We start from the raw sequence: 12702 nt of genomic DNA on the forward strand, positions 1-12702 counted from the left end.
TACTATTCAAGAATCCTGCAAAGCCTACTACCTTTGCAGGCTTGAATCCTGATTGTACAGTATGTTTTTGCTTGGTAAATTAGACCAATGCCCCAAGCAACGACATACTTGCAGTCAAAAATTATTACTTGTGGCAATCACACATGCAACTATTAGGAAAACACCTATGACTAAGGCAGTCCCTGCAGCCCTTGCTTCTGCCACTTTTTACACGTAGTCTCTCTTTGTCCATAAATGGGCCTCATCATTACAAGATTGTTTATCAGATAGTTTTGCCATAAATCGCATAAGAAAATACAAACTTAAGCGTATTGGCGCCCAAGATGTTTGTCCTGCTTAAATGCAATGAACTGTCAATTAATACATGATAACAAAGAAAGAAAGAACAGAAATTTTTGAAGATACGATTTCAGGTCTTAGAAAAAAATTCATTCCATCTGAGAGAAAAGTGGATGTAAAGATACTAGACAGATTGGCTGAAAAATTTCGCAGACTACCCCTGGATTAGAATTTTAGTTAAAGATACAATAAATCAAACTTTTTCCCAGCAGCTTGAAGCGCCGCACTGGCCACACTTTGCCTTTTCGTTCCATTTCTCAAATGGCTTGTCAGATGGAATCTTTACTACTGTAATTCTCTGGCACCCAGTACACTTTACCTTGATTGGAATGTTTCCAGCATTTCCTCCAACAAACAAGTCCTTGAATCCCATGATACTATATTTGGTGTAGGAGTCTATTGTATGTTTTTTGGATAGATTTGAATTTTTTGTATGAATTGATTAACAACTACCTATCATTCGAGACAAATTACAACAACTCCAAACCAGAATATAGTTTGTCAAAATAGATTGTGCGATCAAAAATTAATTTTTACTCTTTTGGCTAAATCCCAACTGCTAGAAACCATTCATGACAAAAACACAAGAAGAACCAATTTCAGAAAAATCAATTCAAGACAGACTACGACAAGCAAGCTGCATTACAGTAGAGTCTGCACTCAGAAACAAAGTAAATCTCAACGTTGAATGGTATGATGTTCACGGGGAACAGCAAAATCAAAAGTTCACAATTGCTGCAGGTTCAGTAATAGAGTTTTAGGATTTTCTCCTATTTCTTTTTTTTAATTTACGCCCTTTCTTCTAGATAGTTTTTCTGCTGGAAAGTTTGATGTCTTTTCAAATTCGTCTGCCTTTGCCTTGACATTTGTCCGTTCTTGCTCTGTCTGCTCGCGAATAATCACGTCTTCACTATCTGTGTAATTTTGACACTTGTTGCAAAGCCACAGCGTACCCTTGTCGGATTCCTTGTATATTGGGTATCTTCTACCCTCGCATTGTTTGCAAAAAAGAGGCATGATTCCAATGGAATAATTCTCAAATAAAGTCTTATCACTTGTGATATTTTCATCTAGTTTCTTAAATGAGAAAGACCAAATATACACAATTGAAACAAAATGACAAAATTTTGATCATTGCAGGACTGGTTGCAGGAATGATAGGATTGGCAGTAATGATTGGGTTTATCGGACAAGGAAATGTCAGACATGTGTCGATTTTTTGGACTGAAAAAGTAGAGCAGACAGTAGTATTCCAAGAGGTAGGTGGTGAAACCCAAATCAAAGCAATAAAGGGAGTCAAAGGAGATGACAACCCAACGCTAATTTCTCGTACAGCATTTGCTTATGTCTTGACTGTAATTAACAATGGAACCACACATCACAGATTATACATTGACGGTTTTAACGTTCAAACTGACTTGTTAGAGCCAGGAGAGCAAGACACCATTACAATTTATCCAGACAAGGAAGGCGAATTTACCTACTATGACAAGAGGCAGTATCTAGAACCACTAGGCAAAATCAAAATTTTCTCAGTTGTACCAAGTGATGAGTTCACAGGAATCTGGAAAGACCTGATTTAGGATTTTTGTGCTATTACGAAATCTACTTTGTAGTTTAGAGTAGCTCGTGGATTGAGTTTCAGATTCCAGGGGATAAAGGATGGTTTTTTTGTAGAACTCAAAACATTAAATCCCAAATCTGTCAAATTTATGCGCAAAAGAGATTCATTAATGGGATTTTTCACAGAATTTGGACCTCTATCAAAGTCGTATGGATCAGAGATTACAAAATGGCCTTTAGTGATCTGTTTTGATATTGATTTTAGCAAGACTCTTGGTTCAATTATTTCTAAAACGTTTAGAGCCAAAACTAAATCAAACTGTAATTTTCCAAACACAGGACAAAGTGAATCAGCTACAAAGTAATCCAAGTTTTCTTTGAAATGTTTTTTTGCAATGTCTAATGCACTAAAGGAACGATCCAAACCAAATACCATCTCATTGGAATCAGCCAAATGATTAGTAGTTATTCCAATAGAGCAACCATGCTCCAAGACAAGTTTTGATGAAGGTAAAGCATCTAGATTTTTCTTTACTTCAAAATAAAATTTGGAGTTTTTGCTGTTTTGGTAAATTTTAGACCATTTCTCTTCAAGGTTGCTCCTGTCATTTTCTTTTTTACTCAAAGAAGATTTTACAAAACTCTTGAGTTTTGGGGAGCAAACAAGATTGTACAGTTTTCCTCCCAAGATTCGTCGTGAAGAAAGATAATTGGCAAAGTCATCCCACAAAATTGGAATTTTGTGTATTATAGGAAATTTCAATTTACATTTTTTGCATTCTAGCATTCCCTCAACAATTTCTTTTTCAGACAAAAAAACATCAAGTTCAAGCTTTGCTCCACATCGCACACATCTCAAAAATTCAAGACTTGATTGAAGCATATGAGAAATCAATTATTACAAACTATATTTCTTTGATCTAAAACCAAGATAATGTTAAATGTAGTAATCGACGATTTGATTTGAAAATGGGAGAGTTTGAAGAATTTGCAGAGGCACTTTTTGGGCAGTTATCAGTAGAGATTGATGAGGAAAAAGAGATTTCTGGGCTCGCAGTAAAGGCCAAAGAAGACTTGGCAGGCAAGGTGGAGTTTGAAGATATTGAGGAAATTGCAAATAGAGTAATTCCAGAATTTAAGACAAAGATCAAAGAGTTTCTTGGAGTAGATGTATCTGATAACATCAAACTAGAATTTCCAGAGCTTGAAGACCTAAAGAGACTCAAAGGAGAAAAAGTCTTTGCAGATAACGAATCAAAAGAGTTTGTAAGGGAATTATTTAATGCAGTAGCAAAAGAAGATCAAAAAAAGATTGCAGAACTAATGAAGCAAGACACGGCAAAATATTTAGTATATTCAACATATGCAATTCAATACATTTCTAAAATCACTACAACATATGGAGACTATCTTAATGACGTGATTTATCTCAATAAATTCATTCTATCAAGATATCCACAAATTATTTTACACAAACAAGGAGAGCCATACGAATCAAGATTTGAGAATGTAAACTCTGGGTACATGGGTGCAATAAAGATGGCAGTATTAGAAGAACTAATCCACTCCACACAAGAAAAGTTACATCAAATCAACAAAGAAGCTGCAATGCAGGTAAATAAGATTAATGAAGAGTTGGCAGGAATTATCCTAAAGATTGATACTCAAACTGTCAATATGCTTGCAGAATATTGCCAACTTCAAACAGTACCAGATGATTTCCCGTTTGCAAAAAGGGCAAACCTGTTTTTCTTTTTGAATCCAGACCATTTCCTAATTGAGCAGATTGGCCCTGACGTTATGACATTTACACATGTAGAGATGGATCCAAAAATAAAAGAAGCGATTCCACAGCTCTTAGATATTTACAAGAGATGGCTTGCACCAATCCAGCATCACCATGCAGTATTTACTGCAATGGAAGGCATGGCAGGATTTGCAATTGAAAATATCCTAAAAGATGACCAAGATTTCCAAAATTATCTTACAACATTCATGGGAACGGACATTTCATCATATCAGGTTAGAAAGAGCATGGGCAAGGACTTTACAAAGACAGTATATGAAAAATTAGGCTCAGATACGTTCAAAAAAATCATTGAAATTCCCCCAAACACCAGAGAACTCAAGGATCCCCAACTATACCTTGACAAGTTGAGCCAGTAACAATTGCAAGAAGACTTTGATCCATTTGTTGCAGAATGGTATGCATTTGTAAAAAATCCAAACTTTAACCTAGTTGAAAAGTGCCTCAAATTTGCACAGATTCTAGAATATCCAGATTTAGAGATTGAAAAGTATATTGAAAAGATCAACAAGATGGGAATGTCTCTAAAAGAGTCAGTAAGTGATGTAAAAAATCCAACATATCTGATTTCTATGTTAAATGAGCATCTCTTTGAGAATCTAGGATATAGTGGAGATGATGATGATTACTATAATCCAAAGAATAATTTTCTAAACGAAGTACTAGATAAAAAGACAGGTCTTCCAATCACTATTTCCATTCTTTATGCAGAAGTTGCAAAGTTTATTGGATTGGATCTAAAAATTGTAGGATTTCCCAGCCATATCTTGGTAAAATATAATGAAGAGATGATACTAGATCCATTTTATGATGGTCGATTACTAGACATTGATGACTTGCAAGAGATTCTTGACACAAATTTTGGAGGAGAGGTAGAATTTAAACCAGAATTCCTAGATGAGATTAGGCCTGAACAAATTCTAGTAAGACTAACACGAAATTTGAAGAACTCCTATGTTCAGTCTTTTGTTTATGACAAAGCACTACGTTGTGTTAACATGGTCTTGGCAATAGAACCAGAATCTCCTGAAGATATTAGAGATAAGGGAATATTAGAAGAACGACTACTAAATTATGAAAGCGCATTAAAATATTTGAATAAATATTTGGAGATTAATCCAAATGCCGAAGATGTAGATTTTATTTTAGAATTGATTAGAGGTATAAAGACAAAAAATTAATCAATAATAGAATCTATGTCTTGTCCTCTCTTAATCATTGAGATTTCATGACGAGCAATTTTATTTCTCAATGCTCTTTTGAGGATATCGACTTCACTTCTGAGTAATGCAATTTCATCTTCAAGTTTTGCAACTCTTTCATAGATGGTTTCAGCTTCTGAACTCATGATTATGTATCAAGAAAAAATTGTCTTAAAAAGTTATGGGTAAATATTTTGATGGGCAGGTAAGCTTTTTGCACTATAATTCAAATTCTTGGCGACATTTTTCACACTTTGCGCGCTCTTCACCAGGAGAACCAAGGATGAAAATCTTACCAATTGTTTTACAAACGGGACACATTCCAGTTGTTGCATTCTTAGGACCTGTGCGTATAATTTTTTGAGTTTTTCTTCGTCCCATAAGTAAACATCTTGAATCGGTCTATTAAGTTTTAACGGCGGATATGAGAGTACGCCTTGAATTTTTCACTATTAGAGGGCGATATTATGAATTAGGAATTAACAGGAAAGAATCAAGTTCCTTTTCCATCCCATACGACTCTTTGAGGGAATGGGATCTCTATGCCTTCAGCATCAAGGGCATTTTTGATTACTTTGAGTAAAGTGGGCATTACTTCTAGCAAATCATCACGTGGATGCCATACGCGAACTAAAATGTTGACACTATTATCTGCAAGTTCAGATACTGAGAAATGAGGGGCAGGTTCCATTAATGAATAAACAACATTTTTTTCAATTGCATTTTTGATAGTTTTGATTGCCTTGTCTATATCTTCACCATATCCAATTCCTACAGTTACCTCACTTCTACGAACTTCAGAAAGATCAAATGTTCTAAGATTAGATGTAAACATCTTTTCATTTGGAATACGTACAACTGTTCCATCAAATTGCTGAATTTTTGAAGAAAATGTGTTAATGTCAATTAACTTACCTGTAACATTATCTCCTACTACCTCAACAGTGTCTCCTTGTTTGACAGGTTTTTCAATTAGCAAGAATACCCCAGAAATCATATTGGAAACAACTGTTTGAGCTGCAAATCCAATTACAATTCCCATAAATCCTGCGCCAACTACCAATCCACCAATATCAAATCCTTGACTTGCAGTTGCAGCAAAAAGAAAGATTACAATTATTCCATAATAGATCAGTTTATTGAGGGTCTTTACAGAATGTGTGGACATGGTTGGTGCAAATTTCTTGTTGAAGATCATTCGAGCAATTCTTGCAACAATTACACCTGCAAATACTATGATTCCAATTACCAGCAGACTCCAAATGGTTAGTCCGTCAGTTAGTTGAGTGTCAAGAATTTCTAATACCATCTAAGAAAACCCCTTGTCCATTACAAATGTGCCAATATCTTGATTTTCAGAATATATCACATGTTGCAGATCTTTATCTTTTTTATCATAATCAACTTTTTTAATTTTAATTATCTCTTTGTTTGTGTCTTCTCGTATAGTTCCTTTGATGTCATCAATGTGAACCTCGGAATTATCTGAATAGTATATTGTATGTGAGGTAATTGGAAATACTAGCTTTCCAACAGAGACGCCATGGGAGAGATTATTTTTTAGCTCAACTCTCATTTTAGCATAAATATATGGAAAAGATTCATCCCCTTCTAACAATTTTACCTTAGAATACATACAGAGACTACCATTTTCGGGGGTACCATACAGTGCATATCTAGAATGCATAGGCTCACATGTAAAGCAGTCAAAAAGTTCCTTAGATTTATCCTCAGAATTTAGAATAAAAATCCCAATCTCAATTGGAAACTGAATCAAAAAGTTAGCAGTTGAATTCTTTTCTACAAATATTGATTCTTCTAATCTAAGAAAGATAAGATCATGTGTTTTCTTTGCTGGAAGATGTAGTGGTAATACTGGACATAGTTCTATTTCAGTTGAATCTGAAGGTGAAAGGGATTTTTTAATTTCATTATTTGTAGAGTCTATTCTATGATATGAGAGTCTTCCATCTTGTTTTCGTGAAAAGTGTATCTGTGTTTTTGGAAGTTCCAAGTCAAGCTTCTCTGAGATTACATATTTCCCATAATCTGAAAACTTGTCAGTCATATCCATGCAAAGTGAATGAAACCACTAATAAGGTATTCACAATGTGATTTTTATTTTATAATTTAGAAAATTTTCAAAGTACAGAATTCTTGACATCAACTCACAGATGTTAATGGCGCGGGGAGGGGGATTTGAACCCCCGTGTCCTTGCGGACATGGGATTAGCAATCCCACGCCCTACCAGGCTAGGCGATCCCCGCACAAAGATGGCTAGAATTAATCTGTAAATAAGTCAAACTTTGTATGAATTTTTTAAAACTCAAGTATTGTCTAGTTCGTCATGAAATTGGCTGTAATTGTTCACAATTTCATCAATTGGAACACGTTTTCCACCTACAATTTTTAGATCAACTTGGACCTTTTTGTCGGAAATTGTTAAAATGTTGTATGTGTTTTCAAATAATCCACGAACTCTCTCAGAGGTAGCAGTACCCGCATTTACAACAGTTAGTGTTCTAAAGTTCCAAGCCCATGGTCTGTGTTTATGGCCACATAATACAACATCAACTTTGGAATCAAGTACTGTTCTTAGTACATCACCGGCATCAACTACAGTAAGTTGATCAGAACCAGTATCAGGAATTGCAATTAGATGATGATGCATTGCAACAATCTTTATCTTATCTTTGTATTTTTTCATAGTTCTCTCAAGCCAAAGATTTTGTCTATATCCAACTTCCCCTTCGTTTCTGTCAGGTCTGGCAGTACCAACAGTTACCAAAACTACATCTTCACTTAATTCATTAACAGTTTGAAACGGAAAGAACTTTTTGAATAGCAGATAACCAGTGTTTCTGTAATCATGATTCCCACTAATTGCGATAATTTTTTTTGTGTTGAATTTATCTAATAGAGATTTACATTTTTCATATTCTTTCATCAATCCCTCGTTTGTCAAATCTCCAGTGATTACAATTACATCTGGATTGAGTTCATTAACTTCTTTGACTAGTATGTTGAATTTTTCTTCTAGGAATTGAGATCCCACATGCAGATCAGAGATTTGAACTATTATCATTAAAGACTGTTTTACAAAAATAGCTATTAAATCATCTCTATAGATAACATGTAGAAATCATTTTCAATCAAGGTAGAATTAAATAATAAACTCCTCAAAAACTTGCAGTTTTGAGTAAAAAAGCTGCAGTAATGAAAGGAGATGGTATTGGACCTGAAGTTGTAGATTCAATGCTAAGAGTTCTCAAGGAATGTAACTTTCAGTCAGAACTAGTTCTCTGTGAGGCAGGCTCAGAACAATGGGACAAAAACGGTAGAAAAGATGCATCATACATTCCAGATGCAACAATGAAGATTTTAGAAGAGTCAAACTGTTGTTTTAAGGGTCCTACTACTACAATTCCAGTTCCAGGTGCACCTAGAAGTGTTGCAGTTACATTAAGACAGAAATTTGATCTTTATGCAAACATCAGACCAACTAAAACTTATGATAGATTAACTCCAGATAGAAAGCTTAATTGCGTATGTTTTAGAGAAGCAACTGAAGGTCTCTATACAGGGGTAGAAGCAAAAATTACAGATGATGCAGCAATTGCAATTAGAAAAATTACAAGACATGGGAGTAGACGATTAATTGATTCAGCAGTAGATTGGGCAAACAAATTCAACATGAAAAAGATGGTTGCAATTACAAAAAGAAATATCCTAAAACAAACTGATGGGATTTTTTGGGATGAGGCACAAAAGGCAGTTGAGGGAACAGATATTGAATTGTCTGAAATTTACATTGATAATATGGCACAACAAATGGTAATTGCAACTGAGCAATTTGATGGTTCAGTACTGGTTAGTACCAATTTATTCATGGATATCATTTCAGAACTTGCATCAGCACTTGTAGGTTCAATTGGATTGATTTATTCTGCAAACATTGGAGATAATTATGCAATGTTTGAGGCAGCACATGGAAGTGCACCACAATTTGCAGGACAAAACAAAGTAAATCCAACTGCAACAGTTCTATCAGGAGCTTGGATGGCAGATTATCTAGGAGAGCGAGAAGTTAGAGACGCAATATTTGCTGCAACAGAACAAGTGATTAATGAAGGAAAGGCAGTAACATGGGATATTGGCGGTAATGCATCCACAACACAAATGACTGATGCAATTATCACATATGCAAAAGAAAAATTAAGAAAATAATTAGTTAATTGCTTCTACAAGAATTAGTTCCTCAAAGAAAAGTTTCTTTTTTGCTATAATTCGTGTCTTCAAACCTAGTTTTTGTGCGTAATCTATGAGTTTTTGATAGTTTGAAAGAGATGACGTAACAAAGACAAACTTGCCACCTTCTTTAAGATTTTTCAAGGCAGAATTAAAGATCTTTTTTGGAATCTCAAATCCTTCTGCGCCACCATCAGTAGCAACATCTAAAATTTCATCAGTTGCCAAATAAGGAAGATTACACACAATAAAATCAAATTTTATTTTTAATGCATCTGAGGCATTGCAGCAAATTAGATTATGTGTTTTGTATGAGCTTTGATGTTGTAATACATTACAATTAATATCAGTTCCAACAACTAAAGAAAAATTTTCAGTCAACAATTTTGTAAGATATCCCGAACCACTTCCAATGTCTAGCGCATATTCTCCTTTTTCATTTTCAATATTGTTTGCAATGAAAAAGGTATCCTCAGATGGAGGATATTCATCATTTGAGGATTTGTTTTGCAAGGTTTACTATTTCATCTCCTGTCAAGTCATCAACACGTTTCTCTATTACAGTTTCTTTGTTGAATTGCTTTAGAATATTTTTTACAGTCTTTCTTCGGTATGAAAAGATCTCATTAATTGTAGAAATTAGTTTCTTGTCCATATTATCTTTCTTTGTTATTTTTAGAATTACAGAATCAACTTTTGGAGGCGGTGAAAAATTATTCTTTCTGACATTAGATATTTTTTCAATATCAAATGCATAAGTTGCAATAATGCTTATTGCCCTTCTATTTTTTGACTTTGCAACAAGTTTTTCTGCAAATTCCTTTTGGACCATTATTATTCCATGAGAAAATGAGCATTGAGCCAACCACTCTATAGCATCCTTGCTCTTAGAGTATGGCAAATTTGAGACAAAAATAGAAAAAGAGTCCTTTGTCTTAAATCCATCTCCTGATTTTAACACAAGATTCTCAAAATCTGAAAATTCTATTCGTGCTTTTTTGATAAGATTTTGATCAGCATCAACTGAAATTATCTTTTTTGCTTTTTTGCACAATAATGGAGTAAGTATGCCCAATCCAGTTCCAATTTCTAAAACAATGTCATTTTTTGTAATTTTAGCCTCAGATACAATAGATTCTGCAATTTCCTTTGAGTTGAGAAAGTGTTGTCCGAGTAATTTTCTCTTTATCATCTCTTAACAAAGAGATTCATTCTACTTTCACCAGTTATTTCATCCATTATTCGCTCTGTGATGTGTTTAATTGGTTCTTTGAATCCAACTCGCTCTTGCAAATCTTCATAGCTCTCAAATTGTTTCTTTTCTCGTTCTTCTAACATTGTTTTCATGTATGTTTTGCCAATACCTGGAATCAATTCTAATGCATGTATTCTAGGAGTTAGAGGTTGTGCTTTGTTTAGGTATTCTACAAATTTTGATTCATTCTCAGTTACAATATTTTCCACAACATTTTGTAATTCACTTTGAGCAGATGAAGATATTTTATCATATTCCATTTTACCTAAAACAGATTGAACTTTGGTTCGCCCTTCTTTTCCGATATAGATTTTCTCACCAACTTCAAATGTAGAATTTGCTACTCCAAGAATTTCCAATATTGTTAGTCTATCCTCACCAATTCCAGTAATGATTATTCCTTCTCTTCCTCTTACAGTAGATGATTTTCCACGGGGGTTAAAATCTAGAACGTATGCATATTCCTCATACTTTCTAGGTGGGGATTGTGCCCTATACAAAATAAAATACTCCTAAGAAATTAAGAGTGCTCCTTGATTATATTGAGCATTTTTTCTAGAGTTTCAGCAAGAATTAATTTTTTCCAACCAAACGTGAAAGAACGTAATTCTGCCATACTTGTTGGTCTAATGTTGACAATTTCAACAGCTTCATCTTCTGTTAATTCACATTCCTTGATGAGTTTTTTCTTCATCTCTTTTGCATTTTTAGGATCAATTGATACAAATTTTGAAACATAATCATAGGTCCAACGTTGGATTTGATCCATATCTTCAGGATCGACTTTACCTAAGATTTCTTTAACTTCTGAAAGAGAAATAGCTTGTTTCTTTTGTACTTCTTCCATAATTATACACCGAATGGTTTTATGTGATCCAATCTAGTGATTAAGGTTTTCGATTTTTCTCCTAATTTTACATCTAGAGTGATAGCACGTCTACCTACATTTGTAATCATACCAACTTTTCCATGATATCGTCTGTGAGGTAATCCCTTGTGCTGTCTAGGATCAATAATGACAAGTGCTTGCTGACCTTCTTTGTATTCACGTAACAGGAATGAAACGCCTCTAGGAGACTTTTTCTTCATAACTGATCTAGATTTGTGTTTAAATCCATGTGAACGACCAGAAGATTTCTTAGTTGCCATGTAGTGTAAAACCTTCGAAAGCCCTATTTTAAGACTTAGAAAGGATTCCAGCCAAATTTAGCCAATAATATCAGTTCTGAGCTGTCCACAAGCAGCAGATATCTCAGTTCCTTTCTCAACACGGACAGTACAATTTACACCAGATTTTTGTAAAATTCGCTCAAATTCCAATACTCTATTATCTGAAGGACGTTTAAAATCACCTGCTGTAGGATTGATAGGAATAATGTTTACGTGAGATCCATTTCCATACAATAGTCGTGCTAATTCTGTCGCAATTTCTGGAGAGTCATTAATCCCTTCCATCAAGGCATACTCAAAAGTGACACGGCGTCCAGTTTTTTTAAAATAATTTTTTCCTGATTCTATGATGTCTTCAACTGAGTTTGGTCCAGCAGTTGGAACAAGTTTCTGTCGTAACTCATTGTTTGGTGCATGAAGAGAAATAGCAAGGCCAATTTGTAAATTCTCTTCAGCTAGTTTTTCAATTCCAGATGTAATTCCAATAGTAGAAATTGTGATATGTCTTTGTCCCAATCCAAAGCCTCTATCATGTGTTAAAATTTTTACAGCACGTATCATCTCATCATAATTTGCCATTGGCTCACCCATTCCCATAAAGACTAAATTTGTAACATGTTCTCCTCGTTGTTCTAAAATTTCAGCAAAATGAATTACTTGAGATACAATATGTTCAGCTTTGAGATTTGTTTCAAATCCCATTTGCCCAGTTGCACAAAACACACACCCCATTGCACATCCAATTTGTGTTGAAACACAGATTGTGGATCTTGGATGACCACCAATTTTTGTTGGCTCATACTGCATCAAAACAGTTTCAACTGAAGAGCAATTAGATAATTCTAACAATAACTTTGTAGTATCACCATCTTCACTTACAACACGATGAATTTCTTTTGCTGAACCAATTGTATATCCAGCCTCTGTAAGTTCTTCTCTTAATTTTTTTGGAAGTTGTGGAATATCATTGATACTTTTTGGAAATTTATAATATAGTGGAAGCAGAATTTGATCTGCTCTGTATCTTGGATATCCCATATCAATCACAAGTTTTTCCATTTCTTCAGGTAGTAATCGATAAAGATCTGTCATGATTAACTTCGTTAATCAAATGATA

At 34.4% G+C, this 12702-nt stretch carries 20 protein-coding genes and 1 tRNA gene; 6 read left to right on the forward strand and 15 right to left on the reverse strand.

The window, feature by feature from the left end; genetic code table 11:
• Positions 1–364 precede the first annotated feature (364 nt).
• Positions 365–508, forward strand: a complete 144-nt coding sequence (locus NPIRD3C_RS10530; RefSeq protein WP_160272929.1) for a hypothetical protein — start codon at positions 365–367, stop codon at positions 506–508.
• A gap of 24 nt (positions 509–532) precedes the next feature.
• On the opposite strand, the gene NPIRD3C_RS09650 is transcribed toward NPIRD3C_RS10530, so the two are convergent.
• On the reverse strand, positions 533–712 hold the full coding sequence (locus NPIRD3C_RS09650) for a hypothetical protein (protein ID WP_148703941.1): 180 nt from the start codon (positions 710–712) through the stop codon (positions 533–535).
• Positions 713–911: 199 nt separating this feature from the next.
• Between NPIRD3C_RS09650 and NPIRD3C_RS09655 the strand changes: the two genes are divergently transcribed.
• A complete protein-coding gene (locus tag NPIRD3C_RS09655; RefSeq protein ID WP_148703942.1) occupies positions 912–1100 on the forward strand; it encodes a hypothetical protein in 189 nt (62 codons plus the stop codon).
• Between the two features lie 22 nt (positions 1101–1122).
• Here the strand turns inward: NPIRD3C_RS09655 and NPIRD3C_RS09660 are convergent, their stop codons facing one another.
• A complete protein-coding gene (locus tag NPIRD3C_RS09660; RefSeq protein ID WP_148703943.1) occupies positions 1123–1356 on the reverse strand; it encodes a hypothetical protein in 234 nt (77 codons plus the stop codon).
• Positions 1357–1445: 89 nt separating this feature from the next.
• Here NPIRD3C_RS09660 and NPIRD3C_RS09665 point away from each other — a divergent pair, with 89 nt between their 5' ends.
• Positions 1446–1922: a cupredoxin domain-containing protein gene (locus tag NPIRD3C_RS09665; protein WP_148703944.1), complete on the forward strand. Its 477-nt coding sequence runs from the start codon at positions 1446–1448 to the stop codon at positions 1920–1922.
• Here the strand turns inward: NPIRD3C_RS09665 and NPIRD3C_RS09670 are convergent.
• Positions 1919–2785 (reverse strand): methyltransferase domain-containing protein, encoded by an 867-nt coding sequence (locus NPIRD3C_RS09670; protein WP_148703945.1) that lies wholly within the window; start codon positions 2783–2785, stop codon positions 1919–1921. The two genes, NPIRD3C_RS09665 and NPIRD3C_RS09670, sit on opposite strands and share 4 nt — an antisense overlap.
• 86 nt (positions 2786–2871) lie before the next feature.
• Here NPIRD3C_RS09670 and NPIRD3C_RS09675 point away from each other — a divergent pair, with 86 nt between their 5' ends.
• Both NPIRD3C_RS09675 and NPIRD3C_RS09680 read left to right on the forward strand, forming a co-directional pair.
• Positions 2872–4068, forward strand: a complete 1197-nt coding sequence (locus NPIRD3C_RS09675) for a hypothetical protein (RefSeq protein ID WP_148703946.1) — start codon at positions 2872–2874, stop codon at positions 4066–4068.
• 3 nt (positions 4069–4071) lie between these two features.
• Positions 4072–4890 carry a SirB1 family protein gene (locus NPIRD3C_RS09680; protein ID WP_148703947.1) on the forward strand — a complete coding sequence of 273 codons (819 nt, stop codon included), beginning with the start codon at positions 4072–4074 and terminating at the stop codon, positions 4888–4890.
• Here the strand turns inward: NPIRD3C_RS09680 and NPIRD3C_RS10785 are convergent.
• The 6 genes from NPIRD3C_RS10785 to NPIRD3C_RS09700 form a co-directional block, all read right to left on the reverse strand.
• Positions 4887–5057, reverse strand: coding sequence for a hypothetical protein (locus NPIRD3C_RS10785; RefSeq protein WP_182126032.1), 171 nt, complete (start codon positions 5055–5057; stop codon positions 4887–4889). The two genes, NPIRD3C_RS09680 and NPIRD3C_RS10785, sit on opposite strands and share 4 nt — an antisense overlap.
• Positions 5058–5130: 73 nt before the next feature.
• Positions 5131–5292: a hypothetical protein gene (locus tag NPIRD3C_RS10790; protein WP_014963771.1), complete on the reverse strand. Its 162-nt coding sequence runs from the start codon at positions 5290–5292 to the stop codon at positions 5131–5133.
• 112 nt (positions 5293–5404) lie between these two features.
• Positions 5405–6220: a mechanosensitive ion channel family protein gene (locus NPIRD3C_RS09685; RefSeq protein ID WP_148703948.1), complete on the reverse strand. Its 816-nt coding sequence runs from the start codon at positions 6218–6220 to the stop codon at positions 5405–5407.
• Positions 6221–6979, reverse strand: a complete 759-nt coding sequence (locus NPIRD3C_RS09690; protein ID WP_160272931.1) for a DUF432 domain-containing protein — start codon at positions 6977–6979, stop codon at positions 6221–6223.
• A gap of 113 nt (positions 6980–7092) precedes the next feature.
• Positions 7093–7179, reverse strand: a tRNA-Ser gene (locus NPIRD3C_RS09695).
• A gap of 59 nt (positions 7180–7238) precedes the next feature.
• A complete protein-coding gene (locus tag NPIRD3C_RS09700) occupies positions 7239–7997 on the reverse strand; it encodes a metallophosphoesterase family protein (protein WP_148703950.1) in 759 nt (252 codons plus the stop codon).
• Between the two features lie 110 nt (positions 7998–8107).
• Between NPIRD3C_RS09700 and NPIRD3C_RS09705 the strand changes: the two genes are divergently transcribed.
• Positions 8108–9139, forward strand: a complete 1032-nt coding sequence (locus NPIRD3C_RS09705; protein ID WP_148703951.1) for an isocitrate/isopropylmalate dehydrogenase family protein — start codon at positions 8108–8110, stop codon at positions 9137–9139.
• On the opposite strand, the gene NPIRD3C_RS09710 is transcribed toward NPIRD3C_RS09705, so the two are convergent.
• The 6 genes from NPIRD3C_RS09710 to rlmN are packed head-to-tail and all read right to left on the reverse strand — an operon-like array spanning position 9140 to position 12677.
• On the reverse strand, positions 9140–9673 hold the full coding sequence (locus NPIRD3C_RS09710) for a HemK2/MTQ2 family protein methyltransferase (RefSeq protein ID WP_148703952.1): 534 nt from the start codon (positions 9671–9673) through the stop codon (positions 9140–9142). It abuts the gene before it with no gap.
• Complete coding sequence (locus NPIRD3C_RS09715) at positions 9651–10352, reverse strand: ribosomal RNA small subunit methyltransferase A (RefSeq protein ID WP_148703953.1); 702 nt, start codon at positions 10350–10352, stop codon at positions 9651–9653. The genes NPIRD3C_RS09710 and NPIRD3C_RS09715 overlap by 23 nt, the downstream gene beginning before the upstream one ends.
• Positions 10349–10915 (reverse strand): DUF655 domain-containing protein, encoded by a 567-nt coding sequence (locus NPIRD3C_RS09720; protein WP_148703954.1) that lies wholly within the window; start codon positions 10913–10915, stop codon positions 10349–10351. Before NPIRD3C_RS09720 ends, NPIRD3C_RS09715 begins: the two co-directional genes overlap by 4 nt.
• A gap of 20 nt (positions 10916–10935) precedes the next feature.
• A complete protein-coding gene (locus NPIRD3C_RS09725; RefSeq protein WP_148703955.1) occupies positions 10936–11262 on the reverse strand; it encodes an RNA polymerase Rpb4 in 327 nt (108 codons plus the stop codon).
• A 2-nt stretch (positions 11263–11264) separates the two neighbouring features.
• Entirely contained in the window at positions 11265–11564 is a 300-nt protein-coding gene (locus NPIRD3C_RS09730; protein ID WP_141977723.1) for a 50S ribosomal protein L21, read from the reverse strand.
• A gap of 57 nt (positions 11565–11621) precedes the next feature.
• Entirely contained in the window at positions 11622–12677 is a 1056-nt protein-coding gene (rlmN, locus tag NPIRD3C_RS09735) for a dual-specificity RNA methyltransferase RlmN (protein ID WP_148703956.1), read from the reverse strand.
• Between the last annotated feature and the right edge of the window lie 25 nt (positions 12678–12702).

It is taken from the genome of Nitrosopumilus piranensis (assembly GCF_000875775.1).
Lineage (GTDB): Archaea > Thermoproteota > Nitrososphaeria > Nitrososphaerales > Nitrosopumilaceae > Nitrosopumilus > Nitrosopumilus piranensis.

Coding starts and splice junctions, on each gene's coding strand:
- NPIRD3C_RS10530 (WP_160272929.1), top strand. CDS start 365: ATGATAACAAAGAAAGAAAGAACAGAAATTTTTGAAGATACGATTTCA.
- NPIRD3C_RS09650 (WP_148703941.1), bottom strand. CDS start 712: ATGGGATTCAAGGACTTGTTTGTTGGAGGAAATGCTGGAAACATTCCA.
- NPIRD3C_RS09655 (WP_148703942.1), top strand. CDS start 912: ATGACAAAAACACAAGAAGAACCAATTTCAGAAAAATCAATTCAAGAC.
- NPIRD3C_RS09660 (WP_148703943.1), bottom strand. CDS start 1,356: ATGCCTCTTTTTTGCAAACAATGCGAGGGTAGAAGATACCCAATATAC.
- NPIRD3C_RS09670 (WP_148703945.1), bottom strand. CDS start 2,785: ATGCTTCAATCAAGTCTTGAATTTTTGAGATGTGTGCGATGTGGAGCA.
- NPIRD3C_RS09675 (WP_148703946.1), top strand. CDS start 2,872: ATGGGAGAGTTTGAAGAATTTGCAGAGGCACTTTTTGGGCAGTTATCA.
- NPIRD3C_RS10785 (WP_182126032.1), bottom strand. CDS start 5,057: ATGAGTTCAGAAGCTGAAACCATCTATGAAAGAGTTGCAAAACTTGAA.
- NPIRD3C_RS10790 (WP_014963771.1), bottom strand. CDS start 5,292: ATGGGACGAAGAAAAACTCAAAAAATTATACGCACAGGTCCTAAGAAT.
- NPIRD3C_RS09685 (WP_148703948.1), bottom strand. CDS start 6,220: ATGGTATTAGAAATTCTTGACACTCAACTAACTGACGGACTAACCATT.
- NPIRD3C_RS09690 (WP_160272931.1), bottom strand. CDS start 6,979: ATGACTGACAAGTTTTCAGATTATGGGAAATATGTAATCTCAGAGAAG.
- NPIRD3C_RS09700 (WP_148703950.1), bottom strand. CDS start 7,997: ATGATAATAGTTCAAATCTCTGATCTGCATGTGGGATCTCAATTCCTA.
- NPIRD3C_RS09715 (WP_148703953.1), bottom strand. CDS start 10,352: ATGATAAAGAGAAAATTACTCGGACAACACTTTCTCAACTCAAAGGAA.
- NPIRD3C_RS09725 (WP_148703955.1), bottom strand. CDS start 11,262: ATGGAAGAAGTACAAAAGAAACAAGCTATTTCTCTTTCAGAAGTTAAA.
- NPIRD3C_RS09730 (WP_141977723.1), bottom strand. CDS start 11,564: ATGGCAACTAAGAAATCTTCTGGTCGTTCACATGGATTTAAACACAAA.
- rlmN (WP_148703956.1), bottom strand. CDS start 12,677: ATGACAGATCTTTATCGATTACTACCTGAAGAAATGGAAAAACTTGTG.